Raw genomic sequence first — 19,347 nt, forward strand, 5'->3', positions numbered from 1 at the left:
CGGCCGGCGGACGGCTCGGGGCCCGGCGGGGGCGCACCGGAGTCGGGGCTGGTGATCGTCATGGCGGCCAGCTTGCTGGATCCAGGCAGCTCTGTCAGCCGGGCTTCGGCCTGGAGGCTGCCAGGGCCATGGCCTGGGCCAGCCGCGGCGCCAGTACCGGCACCTGGGCGAAGGCACCGCTGAACCCGGTGAAGGCCCAGAGTCCCCGTGCCGCATCGATCGGGCCCGCCAGAGGGATTCCGTCGTCGCAGAAGGTCACCGGCACCTGCCGGTACGGCCCGGCGAGGCTCCCCAGGCTCCTCTCCAGCTGGCTGAGGCCCTGGCGCAGGCGCTCCTCCATCCAGGCCGGATCAGGGGGCTCCGCCTGGCGTGCCAGCGGGCGAACCAGGCTGATCTGCCCCACCAGCACCCCCTGCCCCCAGGGTGCCAGCCCGGCATCGACGATCCAGGCCTCCTGCTGCAACGTCGCCGCCTGCTGCTCCAGGCCCCGGCGGCGCCAGTGACGCGGCTGCACCAGGCGCCCGCGCCGTCCCTGCTCCAACCAGCGACTACCGGCAGGGGGCCGGCCAGCGGGCATCGTCTCGAGGGCCAGCACCCCGGCCCAGCTGAGCCGGAGCCGCTGGCCCAGCGCCGGCCAGAGCGCCAGGCAGCCCGCACCGGCGGCCAGCACCACCTGATCGGCCTCCAGATCCGCCTGGGCTTCCAACCGCAACCGCCACCCCCCAGACACCCGCTCCAGTGGACCGAGCACCCGATCGGCCAGCACGGTGATGCCGGCTCGCGGCAGCATCCGGGCCACGGCCTGGCGGAACGCCACCGCATCCACCTGGGCGAAGGGTGGGCGCCACAACCCTTCCAGCACGCTGCCGCCATGCAGGCGCAGACCGCAGGGACGCCAGCCGATCGGACCATGGCGGTGCTCCAGGGCACGCCAGGCCTGCGGCGCCTGGCGGATCAGGGCACCCAGCGCACCCGGAGCCCCGGCCCACCAGGCGACGCCGCCGTAGCTGAGGGCAGTGGCACGGGAAAAGCCCTCATCCACGAGGGTCACCGCCAGGCCCGCATCGGCCAGGGCCAGGGCGAGCAAGCCGCCGGCAATGCCGCCGCCCACCACCAGCACCGGACGCTGACCCGGATCCCCTGGTTGTGGCACCGCCGACATGGTCAGATCTGAAGGGTGAAGGAGGTGATCACCTGCTGGAACAGGCCCTTCACCCGCGGCCAGCGCACCTCGTTGGTGCTGGCCGCAAAGGTGTAGAGGCGGCCGCGGTCCATCACCACCGTCGCCAGTTCGTGGCGGTCCCGGTCCTGCAGGTGCACGGCGTACTCCAGGTCGTAGAAGGTGCGGCCGCCCACCTGTCGCTCATCGGCCTGCACCAGATCCGCCTCGCGGCCACTGCCCGCTGGAGCAATCACGGTGCGGCGCAGGGTCTCGCCCACCGCCACGGCACTGCCGAGCGCTTCGAGGTCGTTGGTGGGGTTCACCTCACCGATCACCAGGCTGAGGGTCTCGTCGCTGTTGATCAGGTCATGGAACACCACCTGCGGGCCGCCACTGACCTGCACCCGGGTCCAGCCGGTGGGATAGAGGAAGGCATAGCGACCATCCGGGCTCTGGAAGGAGTTGAGCCCCGCTGCCGCGGCGCTGCAGCCCACCAGCACCACCCCCAGCAGCAGGGCGGTCAGGGCCGGCCGCAGGCGGGACCAGCTGAAGGCGAGGAAGGGCATGACACGGGCGCGGCGGATCGCGCTCCATTCTCCAACCGCCCCAGGCACCCAGAGCCGCCGGGCCACAGCCCGGGGCGACGGGCCTAGATTCCGGCCACCTGCAGCGGATCCCTGAGCGGCTTCACCCGCCCCCTGGCCCGGCTGATTGATCAGTTCGAACGCCTGCCCGGGATCGGCCCCCGCACCGCCCAGCGCCTGGCCCTGCACCTGCTGCGCCAGCCGGAGGAGCAGATCCGCGCCTTCGCCGATGCCCTGCTGGCCGCCCGCAGCCAGGTGGGCAGTTGCCGGCGCTGCTTCCACCTCTCCGCCGATCCCGAATGCGAGATCTGCCGGCAGGAGGAACGCCACAACGGCCTGATCTGCGTGGTGGCGGATTCGCGCGATCTGCTGGCCATGGAACGCACCCGCGAATACCGCGGCACTTATCACGTGCTCGGCGGCCTGATCTCCCCGATGGATGGCATCGGCCCGGAGGCCCTGCGCATCCAGCCGTTGGTGGAACGGGTCGATCGCGAAAGCATCAGCGAGGTGATCCTGGCGCTCACCCCCAGCGTCGAGGGCGATACCACCAGCCTCTATCTGGCGCGCCTGCTGCGGCCGTTCACCAGCGTGACCCGTATCGCCTATGGACTGCCCGTGGGCAGTGAGCTGGAGTACGCCGATGAGGTGACCCTGGCCCGGGCCCTGGAGGGGCGCAGGCCGATGGGCTGAGTGCATCCACCGCCGCTCAGCCCGCCGCCCAGGGCCATCCCCCCTCCAATCGGCTCATTGCCTGACAGCCCACTGCCTGAGAGCCCACTCCCCGCCCTCTCCCTGCCATCCAGGCCACTGCCCTAACCATCTGCCGCCGCCATGAGCTCACCCACCAGCCGCTATGCCGCGATCCCCCCCCGGGAACGGCTGCCGAGCTGGCTGCGGCGCCCCGTGGGTTCAGCCAGCAACCTGGAGGCGGTGCAGGCGGTGGTGAAGCAGCAGCGTCTGCACACCATCTGCGAGGAGGGGCGATGCCCCAACCGGGGCGAGTGCTACGCCGCCGGCACCGCCACCTTCCTGCTGGGCGGACCCATCTGCACCCGCAGCTGTGCCTTCTGCCAGGTGGACAAGGGCCAGGCGCCGGCCCCCGTCGACCCCGGGGAAGCCGAGCGGGTGGCGGAGGCCGTGCACAGCCTGGGCCTGCGCTACGTGGTGCTCACCGCCGTCGCCCGCGACGACAGGCCCGACCACGGCGCCAGCCTGTTCACCGCCACCATGGCGGCGATCCGGCGCCGTGACACCACAGTTGGCATCGAGGTGCTCACCCCTGACTTCTGGGGCGGCCACCCTGATCCGGCAGCCGGTGAAGCCGCCCAGAGGCAGCGCCTGGCCACCGTGCTGGCCGCCCGACCCGCCTGTTTCAACCACAACCTCGAGACCGTCGAGCGGCTGCAGGGCGAGGTGCGGCGTGGCGCCACCTACAGCCGCTCCCTGGCTCTGCTGGCGGCGGCGCGGCAACTGGCTCCCGCCATTCCCACCAAATCCGGGCTGATGCTCGGACTGGGCGAGAGCATGGACGAAGTGATCGCAGCGCTGCACGATCTACGCCGGGCCGACTGCCAGCGACTCACCCTGGGCCAGTACCTGCGCCCCTCCCTGGCCCACATCCCCGTGGCCCGCTACTGGAGCCCGGCCGCCTTCGAGGAGCTCGGCGCCATCGCCCGCAGCCTCGGCTTCGCGCAGGTGCGCAGCGGGCCACTGGTGCGCAGCAGTTATCACGCCGCACAATGACCCCGACCTCCGCCACGACGTGATGCGTGCGCAGCCATCCCTGCGGCTGTGGCTGCAATCCACCACCCTGCTGGCGGTGCTGGCCGGTTATTGCCTGCTGCTGGCGCTGAACCACACCCTCACCTCCCTGCAGCGCCGCCAGAGCCATGCTCAGCTGATTGAGCACCTGAGCAGCAAGTTGCTGGAGCGCGTCTCCAGCACGGCCCAGCTGGAGCAACTGATCCACTCCATGCTGGAGCTACCGGGTCTGACGGTGCGCCTGCTGCCGGCCGGCGGCACCTCCAGCGCGCCATTGCTGCTGCATGGCGAGCGCCAGGTGCTGCTGGTGAGCCGCACCCGAATCGGCCCGATCGCCGGAGATCGCCCCCTGCTGGAGCTGCGACAGGACGTGACGGACTCGATGGAACGGGAACGGCTTTCGCAGCTGTTGCTGATTGCCGCCGCCGGACTGTCGTCCCTGTTCACCGGCGCCCTGCTGCGACCGGTGCTGCGCCGCGGCCTTGTCGAACCCCTGGCCCAGCTCAGCCGGGAGGTGGCGGCAATTCCCACCCCGCCCCAGCAGGCCGAACTGCTCGATGTGGAGGCGGAGCCGCAGGAACTCCGCCCGATTGCCAGCTCCTTCAATGCCCTGCAGGAGCGTCTGGCCGCAACATGGCTGCAGCAGCGCTCCTTCGTGGATGGTGTCGCCCATGAGCTGCGCACCCCGATCACCCTGATCTCGGGCCACGCCCAGAGCCTGCGGCGCCAGCTGGCCGGTGCCGACCCCGCCGCCGCCGCCCAACCCACCGCGTTGAATGCCCCGGAATCCTTCAGCACCTCCCTGGAGGTGATCTGCACGGAAGCCCGCCGCATGGGCCTGCTGGTGAGCGACCTGCTCGATCTGGCTCGCCTGGACGCTGGCCGGCTGCAACTGCAGCTCCAGCCCCTTTCCGTGGAAGACATGTTGCTGGAAGCGTTTGGACGGCTGGAGCAGCAGGCCGGCGGTCGCCTGCAGCTCGCTTCCCCCGAAGCCATGACCCTTCCTCAGGCCAACGGCGATCCGGAGCGATTGCAGCAGTGCCTGGCAGCCCTGATCGACAACGCACTGCGATACAGCAGCGGATTGATCACCCTGCGGGCCGACTATGAAGCTGGCCCGCCCAGAGGCCTGCTGGTGCTGCACGTGCTGGATCAGGGACCGGGAGTGACGCCGCAGGAGCAGGACACGATCTTCGAGCGGTTCTTCAGGGGCTCAGCCTCTGTAGATACCCGCGGCAGCGGCCTGGGTCTCTCGGTGGTGCGGCTGCTGATGGAGGCGATGGGCGGAGCCGTCACCGTGCGGTCAGCTCCATGCGGCGGCGCTGACTTCCGCCTGGAGCTGCCATCCGCACGGTCTGCCGCCAGCCCCCCAGGACCGGACCCTCAGGTGCGAACCGGACCCTCAGGTGCGAACCGGACCCTCCTTGAGCATGAAGCCGACGCCGCGCACGGTCTGAATCAGGGTGGGGCGGCCCACCGGCTCGAGTTTCTTGCGCAGATAGCGCACATACACATCCAGCAGGTTGTCGTCACCCACCCAGTTCGCGCCCCACAGGGTGTCGAGGATGAGGCGCCGCTCCTGCACCTCGTTGGGGTGACGGATCAGGTGATGGAGCAGATCAAACTCGCGGGCCGTGAGCTGAACCTGTTTCTCCCCTCGTCTCACCTCCCGGCTGGCGGGATGCACCGCCAGATCGGCCAGCCGTAACCAGCCATCGTCCGGTTCATCCAGGCCGGTGCGACGCAGCCTGGCACGGATGCGGGCCAGCAACTCCTCGATCGAGAAGGGCTTGGTGAGATAGTCGTCGGCTCCGGAATCGAGGGCCTCGACCCGTTCGCGTACATCGTCGCGGGCCGTGAGCATCAACACCGGCGTGGTGATGGCGCTGCGGCGCATCCGCCGGCACACTTCAACGCCGCTGAAATCGGGCAGGCTCCAGTCGAGAAGCACCAGATCGCAAGGCTCTCTGCGGATCTGTCCCAGGGCCTGCTGGCCGGTGGCCGCCTCATCGCAGATGTAGCCATCCGCCAGCAGTTCGGCCACCAGGAAATGACGCAGTTCCGGGTCGTCGTCGACAATCAGCAGGCGCGGGGGCATGGGGCAACCGGAGCGGCAGAACCAGGCCTGCACGGCAATCGAAGCCAGCCTAAGTGCCTTCTGTTCAGTCATCTCTGCCGGCCCCGTTGCCTGCAGCGACCGGTTCCAGGCGATGACCGGTTGAATGGAGCGAGTTTCCCGGATGCGCCCGCGCGTCCGCCGCGGCCGTGATCCATCGCTGGCAGCCCCGAACCCTCTCCGGCCGGATGGCCCGCTGGGGTGTGGGGATCGTGCTCGCCTACGCCCTGGTGGCCCTGCTCACCCCGCTGGCCATCCATCTGGGCGTTCTGGCCGATCCCAACGCCGGCCTCGACAACCCCATCTATGCCGCCCCCTCCTGGGGGCACTGGTGCGGCACCGACCGCCTCGGCCGGGATGTCTGCGTGCGCACCCTGGCCGGCAGCGGTGTGGCCCTGCAGGTGGTGCTGATCGCCCTGCTGCTGGCCCTGGTGGTGGGGGTGCCTCTTGGGATGATCAGCGGCTACCTGGGGGGATGGGTGGACCGGCTGCTGGTGCTGCTGATGGACACGATGTACACCCTGCCGGTGCTGCTGCTCTCAGTGGTGCTGGCCTTTCTGCTCGGCCGCGGCCTGCCCAATGCCGCCGCGGCGCTCTGTGTGGTGTACGTGCCCCAGTACTTCCGCGTGGTGCGCAATCAGAGCGCTCAGGTGAAGGCGGAGCTGTTCGTGGAGGCGGCCCGATCCCTCGGCGCCGGACCGATCTGGATCCTGCGGCGCTACCTGCTGCGCAATGTGATCACCTCGGTGCCGGTGCTGCTCACCCTCAATGCCGCTGATGCGGTGCTGGTGCTGGGCGGCCTGGGCTTCCTCGGCCTGGGCCTGCCGGAAACCATTCCGGAGTGGGGCAGTGATCTGCAGCAGGCCCTCACGGCCTTACCCACCGGGATCTGGTGGACGGCCCTCTATCCCGGCCTGGCCATGTTCGTGCTGGTGCTGGGCCTCTCGTTCCTGGGGGAGGGCCTGGAGAGCTGGTTGAGCGGCAACGACACCGAGCGCAACGCCCTCTGAAACAGCCCCACTGCAGGGCCTGTTCATCCCCTGTGCAGCCGCGCGACGACCTCGCCATAGTGGAATCCTCAAGTAGATGGTGCGGCCATGCCCTGGTGGCTGGATGTGGTGCTGCTGTTGTCCGGCGTGGTGCTCTGGAGCGAAGGCAGTCGTCACACCGATGACGTGATCGGCATGCTCGAAAAGATCTTCGCGGTGACCTGCGTGATGGTGGTGCTGCTGGGCGGCCGGCAGATCCCCCTGGAGCTCGCCGCCCTGGCCGTGGCCGTCTGGCTGCCCAGCGCCAACCGCTTCGAGGAAGAGGGACGGGGCTGAGCTCTGCGGCAACCCATGGCAGCGCTGCTGAGAAGCATCAGCACCGCAACCGCACTGTCCGCGGCAGCTCCTCTGCAATCTCGCCGGCCTCCGACAATGCCGGATACGCCCGCCCCTGGCTGCGGCACCAGGCGGCCACCTGGGGATAGGCCCACTCGAACAGCAGCCGCTGGTAGCGCTCCGGCGCCACTCCTTCGCCTGCCGTGGGAACCGTTCCAGCGGCCTGGCGCTGGCGCAGGGCCTCGAACAGCAGGGTGGCCGTGGCCACCGACACGTTGAGCGACTGGACCATGCCACGCATCGGAATGATCACGGCCTGATCGATCTGGGCGGCGGCGGCGGCACTGAGGCCCCACTTCTCGGCGCCCAGCACGAACGCCGTGGGGCCGGTGAAATCACAGCGGCGGTAGTCGACGGCCTCCACACCAAGGTGGGTGCCATAGAGACGGAAGCCCCGCTGCTTGAGGCGGTGGATCGCCACGTTCACGTCTGTCTCCAGCTGCAGCGGCACCCATTTCTGGCTGCCCTGGGCGGTGCTGTTGAAGGTGGGCAGGCGGCCCTGCAGGCAGACGGCGTGGGCCTCCAACACGCCCACCGCATCACAGCTGCGCAGGATCGCCGAGAGGTTGTGGGGCTTCTCCACCTGCTCGAGCAGCACCGTGAGATCACCCATGCGGCAATCGAGCACGGCCTTGAGGCGCTCGAAACGGCGGGGTAGCAGGGGCATGAAGGCGGGTGCCACAGCACGGCAGGCTGGGAGCATCCTCTACCGCGGGCCGCCGATGGCGGAAGCGACCTTCGATCAACGGGTCTGGGACGCCGTGGCCCAGATTCCGGCTGGGCGGCTGGCCACCTACGGCCAGATCGCCGAGCTGATCGGCGCCTACGGCTGTGCTCGTCAGGTGGGCTGGGCACTGCGTCGCCTGCCGCTGCCCACCCCCGTCCCCTGGCATCGGGTGGTGAACGCCCAGGGGCGCATCAGCATGAGCCCCAGCCGCGAAGGTTCGGACTGGATGCAACGGCAACTGCTGCTGGCCGAGGGGATCGCCGTGGATGCCGAGGGGCGGCTGCCGCTGCGGCGCTATCTCTGGAAGGCTCCGCAACCGCCGCTTGGCTGATCCCCGCACCGACGTCGCCGCCGCCGGCCGCCCAGCAGCGGATCCCGGCATTGGCCTGGCACCGCGCCAGGTGGCCTGGCAGGTGCTGCAGGCCGTGGCGGCCGGGGCCTACGCCGATGTGGCGCTGGAACGGGAACTGGCACGCCGCCCCCTGCAAGGCTCCGACCGGGGCCTGGCAACCGAGCTCTCCTATGGAGCGATCCGGCAGCGGCGGCTGCTGGATGCCTGGATCGACCGGCTCGGCCGCGTTCCTGCCCTCCGGCAGCCGCCGAAATTGCGCTGGCTGCTGCACCTGGGCCTCTACCAGCTGTTGTTCAGCCAGAGAATTCCAGCTTCGGCGACGGTGAGCACCACGGTGGAACTGGCCAAGCGGGCCCAGCTGGGTCGCCTGGCCCCCGTTGTGAACGGGATGTTGCGCGCCCTGCTGCGCAGCCGTTCCAGGGAAGCCCAGGAGCCGCAGCCCCCTGTGCCCTGGAGCGGCCTCAGCCTGCCGGCCGATCCAGCTCAGGCCTGGGGCGTGCGCCATTCCCTGCCGGACTGGCTGGCTGAGCTGATCCCCTCATGGCTGACGCCGGAGGCCGCCGAAGCGTTCGGCCAGGCCTGCAACACCCCTCCCCATCTCGACATCCGGGTCAATCCCCTGCGCTCCAGCCCCGAGGCTCTGCGCGAGCGTCTGGCTGCAGCGGCCGTCACGGCCCAGCCCCTTGCGGGATTCCCCGAAGCCCTCTGCCTGGGGGGACATCCCGGCGACCTGCGCCAGCTGCCCGGCTACACCGAGGGGTGGTGGTGCGTGCAGGACCGCCAGGCCCAGCAGGTGGTGCCGCTGCTCGCCCCCCTGCCGGGCGAGCGCATCCTTGATGCCTGTGCCGCCCCCGGGGGCAAGAGCATCCAGATCGCCGAGCGCCAGAACGACACGGGCGAGATCTGGGCCGTGGACCGCTCCGAAGGCCGGCTGCAGAGACTGGTGCACAGCGCCCAGCGGCTGGGTCTCGGCTCGATCCACACCCTGGCCGCCGATGCACTCAGCCTGGCAGCGGCCCGACCCGACTGGATCGGCAGCTTTGACCGGCTCCTGGTCGACGCCCCCTGCTCGGGCCTGGGCACCCTGGCGCGCCATGCCGATGCGCGCTGGCGGATGTCTCCAGCCGCCATCGACGAGCTGGTGGAGTTGCAGCGGCAGTTGCTTGAGGCGCTGCTGCCGCTGCTCAAGCCCGGCGGACGGCTGGTCTACGCCACCTGCACGGTTCATCCAAGCGAAAACAGCGAGCAGATCGCCTCCCTGAGCCAACGGCACCCCGAGCTGGTGCTGATCGAGCAGTGGCAACGCTGGCCTTCGGCCATGGGAGGCGATGGCTTCTACGCCGCAGCATTGACCACTGCAGCCTGATTGAAGCTGTTGCGTTGCGATGTCCTGCCCATGGTGAGAGTCAGGGTTGGGGCGGCGGCTCCACTGGTGGCGGTGGCGGGGCAACCGGTGGCGGGGCGATTGGCTGTTGACGCACGTCGTCGAGAATCCGATTCAGAGAGGGCTGGGATCCACCATCGGGCTCCGACGGTTGGCGAACAGAGCCTGGCGGACGATCGGGAGCTGGACGCGAGGGGGGGGGATCAGGAGAGGCCTGGCGTGACGGCGCTGCAGGACGCGGGGCAGGATCTTGGCGGGAGTCGGCCGAATCGGCGCGCGGCAATGCCGGATCGGGGGCCTCCTGCGCGGCAGATCCTGGCCGCCCCTTTGGAGGCCCCTTGGCGGGAGCCGGCTTGGTGGGCTTGTAACGACCGGTGAGCACCGGCTTGGGCGGGAACTGCCGCACCGGCAGCCCCTTCACCACCGGCTTCATGAAGTGGTTCCAGGCGTAGGTGGCCACCACACTGGTGTTGCGGGTCTCGCGGCTGTTGTCATACCCCAGCCACACACCGGTGGTGAGCTGGGGGATCGAGCCGATGAACCAGAGATCCCGTCCTCCCTCCGAGGTGCCGGTCTTGCCGGCAACCGGTCGATCCGCCAGGGCGGCGCCCCCACCGGTACCGGAGCGGACCGCCTGCTGCAGCATCCAGGTCATCGCGTCGGCGATGTCGCTGTCGACGGCGCGATGACCCCGATCACCATCGTGGCGGCGGCTCCAGAGCAATTCCCCATCGGGACCATAGATCTCCTCGAAGGGGGTGGGACTCACATACACCCCACGGTTATTGATTGCGGCGTAGGCGGCAGTCATGTCGAGCACCGTCTGTTCGTAGGCCCCGATCGCCATTGGGTAGAAGCGTCCCAACTCGCGGGTGATGCCGAGGCTCTTGGCCGTGGCGATCACTTTGTCGAAACCCAGCTGCTGAAGCAGTCCCACCGCCACGATATTGAGCGAGTTCTGGAGGGCCACCACCATCGGCACCCGGCCCATGTAGCGATTGCCGAAGTTCTTTGGGCAGTAACCGGCAAAGCAACGGGCTTTGTCGAGCACCAGAGTCTCAGGCCGCATGCCCTCCTGAAGAGCGCTGAGATAAACGAACAGCTTGAAGGTGGAACCGGGTGAGCGCAGCGCCTGAACAGCGCGGTTGAACTGGCTGGATTCGAAATCGTTCCCCCCCACCATGGCCCGCACCAGGCCGGTGCCCGGCTCCATCGCCACCAGAGCCCCTTCCATGGCGCCGGTGGCGTAGGTGTCGATCGTCTTCTGGGCCTGGTCATTCCAGGCCAGGTTGAGGCCGGTCCGAATCGTCAGCCCACCCACCTCAAGTTGCTCGGGGGTGAGCACCTTGGTGAGCTCCTGAGACACCCAGCTGGTGAAATACGGCGCCTTGCTGACCCAGTACTTGGGCTCGGCGGGCTTGAGGGCCAGCGGTGCACCCTGAGCCTCCGCCTCCTGAGCCGTATCCAGGAAACCAGCTTCCCGCATCCGGCGCAGCACAATGGCGCGCCGCTGCAGGGCCAGGTCGGGATTCACCAGCGGTGAATAGACCGAGGGTGCCGGCGGCAACCCAGCAATCAGGGCCGCCTCCGGCAGGGTGAGCTGATCGGGAGTCTTGGAGAAGTAAATCCAGGCCGCATCGGCGACGCCATAGGCGCTGGAACCGAGATAGACGAAGTTGAGGTATTGCTCAAGGATCTGCTGCTTGGTCAGTTGGCGCTCGAGCTTGCCGGCCAGAGCAGCTTCCTTGAGCTTGCGCAGCAGGGTGCGGTCCTGACTGAGAAAGACGGTGCGGGCCAGCTGCTGGGTGATGGTGCTGGCGCCTTCCTCCACCGATCCCCGGCTCAGGTTACGCAGCGCAGCCCGGCCGATCCCAAGCGGATCGATGCCGTTGTGCTGATAAAAGCGACGGTCTTCGGCCGCGATGAAGGCCTGCCGCACCAGCTCGGGCATGCGGCCCGCCACCAACTTCTCCCGGGTGGCCGGACCCAGCTTCTGGATCACCTGGCCATCGGCCGAAAAGATGGTGAACGTCCCTGGACGATTGAAGCTGCTGATGCGGCGCGCATCGGGAAGCTGCCGATCCACCGCGGCGACCAGGGCGGACTGGCCCAGGGCCAGCCCGGAGCCGAGAACAGCGGCCACAAGGCCGGCGCGAAGCAACTGGAAAGTGCGTGGGTTCACATCAGCCGAGGGCGGCGCCGACCAGATCGCTGTGACCGATGGCGATAGCCGTGACCAACATGCCGAGGACCAGGAAGGGTTGGGCGCTGGCCTGATACTTGACATCGAAAGCGATGGGATCCCGCAACAGCCAGATGTCCTGGAAGGTGATCTGGGGGATCACCAGCAGCACCAGCAACACGGCGGCGAAATGCTGGCCGATGGCGATCAGAACAGCCACCATCGCCAGCTGGAAGATGTCGATCATGCCGGCACTGATCCAGCTGGCCTTCTCAACGCCGAAAACCACCGGCAGGCTCTGCAGACCGAGGGCACGGTCGCCTTCAACGCTTTTGAAGTCGTTGACCACGGCAATACCGAGACCGGCAAGGGAATAGGCGAGGGTGAGCAGGGCCGTGGTCCAGGTGAGCTGCCCGAAAAGAGCCTGGCCAGCCCACCAGGGCAGGGCGATATAGCTGGCTCCGAGGGCGTAGTTGCCCAGCCAGCCGTTCTGCTTCAGCTTCAGGGGCGGTGCCGAGTAGATGAAGCTCACGAACGAGCCCCCCAGGGCCAGGAGCAGCAGCACCGGCGTGGTGTGGCCGGCCCAGAGATCGAGCCCCCAGGCCACGGCGAGTCCAGCCAACAAGAGGATCCAGATCTGGGCCTTCACCTGGCCCAGGGGAATGGCGCCGGAGGGAATCGGCCGATAGGGCTCGTTGATTGCGTCGATCTCGCGGTCGTAGTAGTCGTTGATCGTCTGGGTGTAGCCGGCCAGCAGGGGCCCGCTCATCAGCATGCAGGCGAACGAGGCACCCACCTGCGGCAGGGTCCAGTGAAAGTTGCCGGACGCAGCTGCGCCGCAGAGCACTCCCCAGATCAGGGGAATCCAGGTGACAGGCTTCATCAGCTGCAACCGGATCTTCCAGATGCTGCTGGTGCTGCTGGCGCCCTTCATGCCCAGCAACTGGCGAGCTGCCCCTCCAGCGGCCGGTGCCGGAGACGCGATGTCCGGAGACCCGCTGGGTTGTGGACTCTCGCTCACGGTGGATGCAGGGAGGACGTCGATGAAGACCGAACAGAGATGCCGCTGCTCAGAGCGGCACGATCTCGTCGTCGAAGAACCAGGAGGTGGCACCACCGGCAAGCTCGACCACCACGCCGATGCCCTTGCCGTCTGTCACCTTGAAATCGCGGACGGTACCGGTGGCATCCGCCTTGAGCATGGCCACCAGATCGGCCGGAATACGGTCGCGAACCCGGGTGACCCGCACCTTCGACCCGATGGTGATGGCAGCCTGGGACATGTCCGGCGCGGTGGAAAAGTGGCGCAACCTTAACAGCGCCGCTCCATTCACCTCAGGCCCGACCTCCCCCTCCTCCCCTGCCTGCCACCCGTGGTTGCCAAGCGCATCATTCCCTGCCTGGACGTGGCCGAGGGCCGTGTCGTCAAGGGGGTCAATTTCGTGGGGCTCCGCGATGCCGGCGATCCGGTCGAGCTGGCCTGCCGCTACAGCGCCTCCGGCGCCGATGAACTGGTTTTTCTCGACATCGCCGCCAGCCACCAGGGGCGGGCCACCCTGGTGGACCTGGTGCGCCGCACCGCCGAAGCCGTGACCATTCCGTTCACGGTGGGGGGCGGGATCAGCAGCGTGGACGGCATCACCGAACTGCTGCGGGCCGGTGCCGACAAGATCAGCCTCAACTCGGCGGCGGTGCGCCAGCCGGATCTGGTGGCCGCCGGTGCTGAACGCTTCGGGGCGCAGTGCATTGTGGTGGCGATTGATGCTCGCCGGCGCGCCGGAACCGACGGCGGTTGGGACGTGTACGTCAAGGGGGGGCGGGAGAACACCGGACTCGATGCCGTGAGCTGGGCGCGACGGGTGGTGGAACTCGGCGCCGGCGAGATCCTGCTGACCTCCATGGATGGGGACGGCACCCAGAGCGGCTATGACCTGGAGCTCACCCACGCCGTGGCCTCCGCTGTGGAAGTCCCGGTGATCGCCTCCGGCGGTGCCGGCTGCATCGACCACATCGCCGCGGCGCTGGAGCAGGGCGAGGCCTCGGCGGCCCTGCTGGCCTCCCTGCTGCACGACGGCGTGCTGACGGTGGAGGAGATCAAGCGGGACCTGCTGGACCGGCACTTGCCGATCCGCCCTGTTCAGGAGCCTCCGAACGAGATCAACAGCCGCGAAGCTCTGTAAACCCTCGTTACATTGAGTCGGTGCCGAACCGCACCGTGCGCCTCCCACTCCCTTGACCTCCCTGCTCGCCCTCTCACCTGCTGTTACCACTTTGCTGGCCCTGGTGATGGTGGCCGCGGTGGTGGCGCTGGTGGCCTGGGCCCTGCAGCTGATGCAGGCGGCCAACGACCGTCAGGAGTTCTCGCTGATGCTGGCCGGCTGCATGGTCTGCTCGGCCGCCGTGGGCCTGGCCACCGTGATGCTGCTCACCCTCACGGGACCGAGTGGCCTGCAGGCCCAGGGACCAGCCCCTCAGACCCCTGGGATCGAGAGCGGAATCAGCCTCGATGCGATTGTGCTCCCCTGGGACGAGACGACCTCCTGAAAACCTCCGTGATGCCGGGCGATCCCACCGCAGTGCGTGATCTGTTCGAGAGCATTGCCCCCGCCTACGACCGGCTCAACGACGCCTTGAGCCTCGGTCTGCACAGGATCTGGAAGCGACAGGCCGTGGCCTGGCTGCAGCCACAGCCCGGCCAGCGCCTGCTTGACCTGTGCTGCGGCACCGGTGATCTGGCGCTGGTTCTGGCCGAGAAGGTGAGGCCAGGAGGACTTGTGCTTGGTCTGGATGCAGCCGCGGCCCCGTTACGGCTGGCGGAGCAGCGCAGCCAGGCGTCGCCCTGGCTGCGGCTGCGCTGGAGCCAGGGCGACGCCCTGGCAACGGGCCTGGAGGATGGCTGGGCCGACGGCGCCGTGATGGCCTATGGCCTGCGCAACCTGGCCGACCCCGCCGCCGGCCTCAAGGAACTGCGAAGAGTCATGCGATCGGGATGTCGTGCCGCCGTACTGGATTTCAACCGGCCTGAAGACAGGTTCCAGAAGGGTTTTCAGAGGTTGTATCTGCGCCGCCTGGTGGTGCCCCTCGCCCGCCAGGTCGGACTGGAGGAGCAATACGCCTACCTCGAAACGAGTCTGGCCCGCTTCCCCAGCGGCCCGGATCAGGAACATCTGGCGCAGAGCGCCGGGTTTTCCCTGGCGCGGCATCGGACACTTGCAGGCGGGCAGATGGGCCTGCTGCAACTGGTGGCGTGACCGAAGACCAGGCCTTGACGGCTCCCCGATTGAATCTCGATCGTCAACGACAGCAAGGTGAAGGTGGATCGCGGCATCGTGTCTCACGGCATTCCGATCTCTACCGCCAGGGTTTCCTGCACTGGCTGCTGGGAGGCTGCCGGGGCATGAGCGTCGATGTCTGCGCCGAGGGCGATGTCTGCGCTACCTCGGAGTGCAGCATGGCCAGGGCTGGTTGTGGAGCAAGGCCCTGCCACCGGAACAGTTCGAAGACCTCAGCCACCCACGCGAGTCGGTGAACCAGTCGCTGAGCCGCCTGCTCGAGACCTCTCCACCCTGACGCAGCCGCCCCTGGCTGAGGCAGAGCCTCGCGCTGAGGCAATCTCCGTGGTCCCAGCTCCCTGCAGGGGCTCCTGGCCCGATCCAAGGGAGACAATGCCCTCACCGCCCTTGGGCAGATCTCCCCCCCATGCACTTCCAGGACATCATCCACACCCTCAACCGCTTCTGGGCCGAACGGGGTTGCCTGATCCTTCAGCCCTACGACACCGAAAAGGGAGCCGGCACGATGAGTCCCCACACGGTGCTGCGGGCGATCGGCCCCGAGCCCTGGGCTGTGGCCTATCCGGAGCCCTGTCGGCGCCCCACCGATGGCCGCTATGGCGACAACCCCAACCGGGCGCAGCACTATTTCCAGTACCAGGTGCTGATCAAGCCTTCACCTGATGCGATCCAGGAGACCTACCTCGCCTCCCTCGAGGCCCTCGGCATCCGCCCCGCTGATCACGACATCCGCTTCGTGGAAGACAACTGGGAATCGCCAACCCTCGGCGCCTGGGGCGTGGGCTGGGAGGTGTGGCTCGACGGCATGGAGGTGACTCAGTTCACCTATTTCCAGCAGTGCGGCGGCATTGACTGCCGGCCCGTGTCGATCGAGATCACCTACGGCCTCGAACGCCTCGCCATGTATCTGCAGGATGTGGAGAGCATCTGGGAGCTGAGCTGGGATGGGAACCGCAGCTACGGCGACATCTGGCTGCCCTTCGAGAAGGGCCAGTGCACCTACAACTTCGAGGCCTCCAATCCCGAGCGGCTCAAGCAGCTCTTCGCCCTCTACGAAGCCGAAGCCACCGATCTGGTGGCTCAGAAGCTGCCGGCCCCGGCGCTCGACTACGTGCTCAAGTGCAGCCACACCTTCAACCTGCTGGAGGCCCGCGGCGTGATCTCGGTGACCGAGCGCACCGCCACCATCGGCCGGATCCGCACCCTGGCCCGGCAGGTGGCGGAGGCCTGGCTGGAGGAGCGCCGCAGCCTCGGCTTCCCGCTGCTCAGCCCCGACAAGCGGCAGGAGTGGCTGGCGCTTCACCTGCAGGAGCAGCGGGAGGACGCCATGGTGCCCGCCTGAGCAGCGCGCCATGCCGCCCCTGCGCCGTTCGTTGTTGATGGCCGTGCTGATCCTCGGCAGCTTCCAGGTGGGACGCCTCAGTGAACGGGCGGTATGGCCCTGTCGGCTGCGGCCGGTGTCTGCGATTGTGGCCCCGTTGGTCGGTCAGTCCGTTCCCAGTCCGCAGCTATGCGAGCTGCTGCTGCAGATTCCCCAGTTCTGAATCGCGCTGTGGCGGCCCTGGGGAACGCTGCATCCCAGTGCAGCGCGATCGATGCAAGCCACCCACAACCGGACCGGCCTGGGGTTGCCGCTGGCCTGCCTCGCCCTGGTCCTGCTGCTCGCCGGTCGATCTGCCCTGGAACCGACCGGGCCTGCCGCAGGGGATCCCTCCCTGCGGCTCTCGGCCACCCAGCCAAGCCTGGAGGTGGAGCTCAGCGGTTGGCTGCTGAGTGATCCCCGTTTCAGCACCGCCAGCGCCACTGAAACCAGCACCACTGAAACCAGCGGCACAGGGAGCAACGGCGGCGAAGGCACCAGCGGCGCCAGCAGACCCTGCCGCGTTCCTCTCCAGACGGCAGCAGGCCGCAGCGAACTGCTGTTCAACGCCTGTCCAGCCCTGCAACAGGGCTGGCGCCTGACCGTGTCCGGCCGGCTGCGGCGCCCCTCCAGCGCGCCGCACCCCCTGCTCAGCAGCGCCGCCGAACGCCTGGCCCGCCAGGGCATCTGGTCTCAGATGCAGGTGGAGCGCTGGCAAGTGCTCAGCCGGCCGGCCACGCCGATCGCCGACCTGCGCCGCCGGATCGCGCGGCAACTCACTGCGGTCGGCGGCCCGGAGCGGGGCGGCCTGCTGGCGGCCCTGGTGCTGGGCAGCGCCGTGGTGCCGCTGCCCGCTGATCTGCGCGAAGCCTTTCGGGTAGCCGGGCTCTCCCACGCCCTGGCTGCCTCGGGCTTTCACCTCAGTGTGCTGCTGGGAGCTGTCCTGCCCCTGGCACGCCGCCTGCCAAGGCTGCCCAGGTTGACCCTGGCCGCTGGCGCCCTGGCCCTGTTCCTGCTGCTGGCAGGCCCGCAGCCTTCGGTGGTGCGGGCCGTTCTGATGGGAGGCGGCGCCCTGCTGCTGCTGGAGAGCGGCCGCCGCGGCCGGCCGGTGGCGATCCTGCTGTGCACGGTGGTGGCGATGCTGCTGCTGCGACCTGGCTGGCTCGCGGATGTGGGGTTTCAGCTGAGCGTGGGCGCCACCGCCGGTCTGATCCTCACCGCAGGTCCACTGGAAAGCTGGCTGAAGGGCTGCCTTGGCGCTGCTCTGCCGGAAGGCTGGGGAACGGGACGGGCCGCCACCTGGCTGGCCGGAGCCCTGGCGATCCCCCTGGCCGCCACCGCCTGGACCCTGCCCCTGCAGGTGCTCCACTTCGGTGTGGTGCCGCTCTACGCCGTGCCGGCGAATCTGCTGGCGGCACCCCTGCTCTCGCCGCTCACCCTCGGCGCGATGGCCCTCGCCCTGGTGGCGGTGCTGCTGCCTGCGGTGCTGCCGGTGCTGGTCCAACCGTTGCTGCTGCTGGCTCAGCTGCTGCTGCTGATCTGTCAGCAGATCTCCCGGCTGCCGATGGCGCAGTGGCAGACCGGCCGTCCGCAGCCGGTTCTGGTGCTGTTGCTCGCCCTCGGCAGCCTGGCCCTGCTGTTGCCGCAACTGGCGCGGCGCTGGCGCCAGCTGGGAGCTGCGCTGATCACCATCGCCGTGACTCTGCATCTGGCCTGGTTGGCGGCCGATCGGATGCTGCTGGTGCACCAGGGGCCGCGCGACCTGCTGGTGGCCCGCCATGGAGGCAGGGCGGCCCTGGTGAGCAGCCGCAGCGATGGGTTGAGCTGTCACCAGGCCCGCAGCCTCGCCACCGGCCTGGGAATCCGGCGCTACGACTGGCTGCTGCTGCTCGATCCCGTGGCCAGCGACGGGCCGACCTGCTGGCAGGACCTGGCCCAGCTGGTCCAGAGCACCGGCGAGGCCGGCCCGCCGCTGCTGCCGGGTCAGACCCTCAGCAGTGAGGGGCTGGAGGCCTCCGCCGTCGCGGTGGACAGCCGCGCCCTTCAGCTCCGGGTGGGCCGGCAGCGCTGGTTGCTGCTGCCTGATCGCCAGGCCCTGTGGAGCTGGGAGCGAAGCACCCCGGCAAGCTGGCCCGCCAATATCTGGCTCGGCTTCAGGCCCCGCCAGGGCGATCAGCACAGCCTGGCGGACGGCAACATTGAGCGGGTCTGGTGGAGTGGCAACTTCGCCTCCCGCAGGCAAACCCTGCCCCCAGGCTGGAGGGCCAGCGGCCTCAGCGGCTCCCTGCAGACGGGTTGAGGCGGGCTGATCCTTAGGAGTTTGCTGAAAAACCCCGTCAAGGGCCATTCAGCCCAGGAATGCCTGACTTCGAGCCCAGTGTTCACGGGCGCTGCGCCCGAAGGTCAGGCTCAAGGCATGACGGCGTCGGGGCTTTTTCAGCAAACTCTTAGAGTGCAGCAGTCATGGCCTGCTGGCCGTGTCGCCCTTGCATCCTCTGGCCTCAGGCTTTCGGGATGGGGTGTGCCTGGAGAGGTGGCTGAGTGGTCGAAAGCGAACGACTCGAAATCGTTTGAAGGGAAACCTTCCGTGGGTTCGAATCCCACCCTCTCCGTTGTCAAGAGGTCTATAGAGGGCCTGGTCAGTCCAGACCCTTTCTTGTGCCTGGGTTCCTGGTGAGTGGGTGGTCCTGAAAGGTCCACACAAAACCAGGAAACGCGAAAAAGCGTGTTGGGGTATCTGTTGGGGTGCGCCTGCCTGGGTGTTGGGGTACGATTTGGGTGTTGGGGTATTTTGCAAATGCCTTTCACCGACAGCGATCTCAGAGCACTCCAGCCCCAGCCGAAGAAGTACAGGGTTTCTGCTGGTGACGCCCTCTTTGTCGAGGTCTATCCCAATGGTGGACGCTACTTCGGGCCTCCTGAGAAAGTGCAGAGCGGCTGCGCCGCAGTAGATCCGAGCAGTTTTTAACTGTAGAATGTGTTCAATTCGGCTCGATGTCGCCGAAAAGCAGCCCAGAGTTTTCCACATGTATCGGCGC

19 protein-coding genes, 1 tRNA gene and 1 pseudogene are annotated in these 19,347 nt (G+C 68.3%); 14 read left to right on the forward strand and 7 right to left on the reverse strand.

Annotation, left to right across the window (positions count from 1 at the left end; all coding sequences use genetic code 11):
• Positions 1 to 94: 94 nt before the first annotated feature.
• On the reverse strand, positions 95 to 1,162 hold the full coding sequence (locus VB777_RS13340; protein WP_323249521.1) for an FAD-dependent oxidoreductase: 1,068 nt from the start codon (positions 1,160 to 1,162) through the stop codon (positions 95 to 97).
• A gap of 2 nt (positions 1,163 to 1,164) precedes the next feature.
• Positions 1,165 to 1,728 carry a photosystem II reaction center PsbP gene (gene psbP, locus VB777_RS13345; protein ID WP_197159167.1) on the reverse strand — a complete coding sequence of 188 codons (564 nt, stop codon included), beginning with the start codon at positions 1,726 to 1,728 and terminating at the stop codon, positions 1,165 to 1,167.
• 141 nt (positions 1,729 to 1,869) lie between these two features.
• Between psbP and recR the strand changes: the two genes are divergently transcribed.
• From recR to VB777_RS13360, 3 genes and pseudogenes are all read left to right on the forward strand, one after another.
• Positions 1,870 to 2,439: a recombination mediator RecR gene (recR, locus tag VB777_RS13350; RefSeq protein WP_231605619.1), complete on the forward strand. Its 570-nt coding sequence runs from the start codon at positions 1,870 to 1,872 to the stop codon at positions 2,437 to 2,439.
• Between the two features lie 141 nt (positions 2,440 to 2,580).
• The gene (lipA, locus tag VB777_RS13355; RefSeq protein WP_322757398.1) at positions 2,581 to 3,492 is read left to right on the forward strand and encodes a lipoyl synthase; all 912 of its coding nucleotides are present in this window, start codon (positions 2,581 to 2,583) and stop codon (positions 3,490 to 3,492) included.
• A gap of 400 nt (positions 3,493 to 3,892) precedes the next feature.
• A pseudogene (locus tag VB777_RS13360) lies at positions 3,893 to 4,849 on the forward strand (sensor histidine kinase); the annotation flags it as partial.
• A 63-nt stretch (positions 4,850 to 4,912) separates the two neighbouring features.
• Here VB777_RS13360 and VB777_RS13365 read toward each other — a convergent pair.
• Positions 4,913 to 5,608: a response regulator transcription factor gene (locus tag VB777_RS13365; RefSeq protein WP_322758855.1), complete on the reverse strand. Its 696-nt coding sequence runs from the start codon at positions 5,606 to 5,608 to the stop codon at positions 4,913 to 4,915.
• A gap of 206 nt (positions 5,609 to 5,814) precedes the next feature.
• On the opposite strand from VB777_RS13365, the gene VB777_RS13370 reads away from it, so the two are divergent.
• Positions 5,815 to 6,636, forward strand: a complete 822-nt coding sequence (locus VB777_RS13370; RefSeq protein WP_197159169.1) for an ABC transporter permease — start codon at positions 5,815 to 5,817, stop codon at positions 6,634 to 6,636.
• An 87-nt stretch (positions 6,637 to 6,723) separates the two neighbouring features.
• On the forward strand, positions 6,724 to 6,951 hold the full coding sequence (locus tag VB777_RS13375) for a hypothetical protein (protein ID WP_197154042.1): 228 nt from the start codon (positions 6,724 to 6,726) through the stop codon (positions 6,949 to 6,951).
• A 37-nt stretch (positions 6,952 to 6,988) separates the two neighbouring features.
• Here the strand turns inward: VB777_RS13375 and trmH are convergent, their stop codons facing one another.
• On the reverse strand, positions 6,989 to 7,678 hold the full coding sequence (gene trmH, locus VB777_RS13380; RefSeq protein WP_197154043.1) for a tRNA (guanosine(18)-2'-O)-methyltransferase TrmH: 690 nt from the start codon (positions 7,676 to 7,678) through the stop codon (positions 6,989 to 6,991).
• A gap of 55 nt (positions 7,679 to 7,733) precedes the next feature.
• Here trmH and VB777_RS13385 point away from each other — a divergent pair, with 55 nt between their 5' ends.
• Together VB777_RS13385 and VB777_RS13390 are read left to right on the forward strand one after the other, a co-directional pair.
• Complete coding sequence (locus VB777_RS13385) at positions 7,734 to 8,069, forward strand: MGMT family protein (protein ID WP_197159170.1); 336 nt, start codon at positions 7,734 to 7,736, stop codon at positions 8,067 to 8,069.
• Complete coding sequence (locus VB777_RS13390; protein ID WP_231597783.1) at positions 8,062 to 9,456, forward strand: 16S rRNA (cytosine(967)-C(5))-methyltransferase; 1,395 nt, start codon at positions 8,062 to 8,064, stop codon at positions 9,454 to 9,456. Before VB777_RS13385 ends, VB777_RS13390 begins: the two co-directional genes overlap by 8 nt.
• 40 nt (positions 9,457 to 9,496) lie before the next feature.
• On the opposite strand, the gene VB777_RS13395 is transcribed toward VB777_RS13390, so the two are convergent.
• From VB777_RS13395 to VB777_RS13405, 3 genes are all read right to left on the reverse strand, one after another.
• Positions 9,497 to 11,635, reverse strand: a complete 2,139-nt coding sequence (locus tag VB777_RS13395) for a PBP1A family penicillin-binding protein (RefSeq protein WP_323249529.1) — start codon at positions 11,633 to 11,635, stop codon at positions 9,497 to 9,499.
• A gap of 22 nt (positions 11,636 to 11,657) precedes the next feature.
• Positions 11,658 to 12,641, reverse strand: a complete 984-nt coding sequence (chlG, locus tag VB777_RS13400) for a chlorophyll synthase ChlG (protein ID WP_323249536.1) — start codon at positions 12,639 to 12,641, stop codon at positions 11,658 to 11,660.
• An 85-nt stretch (positions 12,642 to 12,726) separates the two neighbouring features.
• A complete protein-coding gene (locus VB777_RS13405; protein ID WP_197154047.1) occupies positions 12,727 to 12,939 on the reverse strand; it encodes a DUF2862 domain-containing protein in 213 nt (70 codons plus the stop codon).
• Positions 12,940 to 13,029: 90 nt separating this feature from the next.
• Between VB777_RS13405 and hisF the strand changes: the two genes are divergently transcribed.
• From hisF to VB777_RS13440, 7 genes are all read left to right on the forward strand, one after another.
• Positions 13,030 to 13,836 carry an imidazole glycerol phosphate synthase subunit HisF gene (gene hisF, locus VB777_RS13410; RefSeq protein ID WP_197154048.1) on the forward strand — a complete coding sequence of 269 codons (807 nt, stop codon included), beginning with the start codon at positions 13,030 to 13,032 and terminating at the stop codon, positions 13,834 to 13,836.
• A gap of 52 nt (positions 13,837 to 13,888) precedes the next feature.
• The gene (locus tag VB777_RS13415; protein ID WP_231597785.1) at positions 13,889 to 14,200 is read left to right on the forward strand and encodes a hypothetical protein; all 312 of its coding nucleotides are present in this window, start codon (positions 13,889 to 13,891) and stop codon (positions 14,198 to 14,200) included.
• An 8-nt stretch (positions 14,201 to 14,208) separates the two neighbouring features.
• The gene (gene ubiE, locus VB777_RS13420) at positions 14,209 to 14,907 is read left to right on the forward strand and encodes a bifunctional demethylmenaquinone methyltransferase/2-methoxy-6-polyprenyl-1,4-benzoquinol methylase UbiE (RefSeq protein ID WP_197154049.1); all 699 of its coding nucleotides are present in this window, start codon (positions 14,209 to 14,211) and stop codon (positions 14,905 to 14,907) included.
• A 448-nt stretch (positions 14,908 to 15,355) separates the two neighbouring features.
• On the forward strand, positions 15,356 to 16,291 hold the full coding sequence (gene glyQ / locus VB777_RS13425) for a glycine--tRNA ligase subunit alpha (RefSeq protein WP_323249530.1): 936 nt from the start codon (positions 15,356 to 15,358) through the stop codon (positions 16,289 to 16,291).
• A gap of 10 nt (positions 16,292 to 16,301) precedes the next feature.
• On the forward strand, positions 16,302 to 16,493 hold the full coding sequence (locus tag VB777_RS13430; RefSeq protein ID WP_323249532.1) for a hypothetical protein: 192 nt from the start codon (positions 16,302 to 16,304) through the stop codon (positions 16,491 to 16,493).
• A 51-nt stretch (positions 16,494 to 16,544) separates the two neighbouring features.
• Positions 16,545 to 18,608 carry a ComEC/Rec2 family competence protein gene (locus tag VB777_RS13435; RefSeq protein WP_323249534.1) on the forward strand — a complete coding sequence of 688 codons (2,064 nt, stop codon included), beginning with the start codon at positions 16,545 to 16,547 and terminating at the stop codon, positions 18,606 to 18,608.
• 228 nt (positions 18,609 to 18,836) lie between these two features.
• A tRNA-Ser gene (locus VB777_RS13440) sits at positions 18,837 to 18,921 on the forward strand.
• The last annotated feature ends 426 nt before the right edge of the window (positions 18,922 to 19,347 follow it).

This window comes from Synechococcus sp. CCY9202, assembly GCF_034931685.1.
Taxonomy (GTDB): Bacteria; Cyanobacteriota; Cyanobacteriia; order PCC-6307; family Cyanobiaceae; genus CBW1002.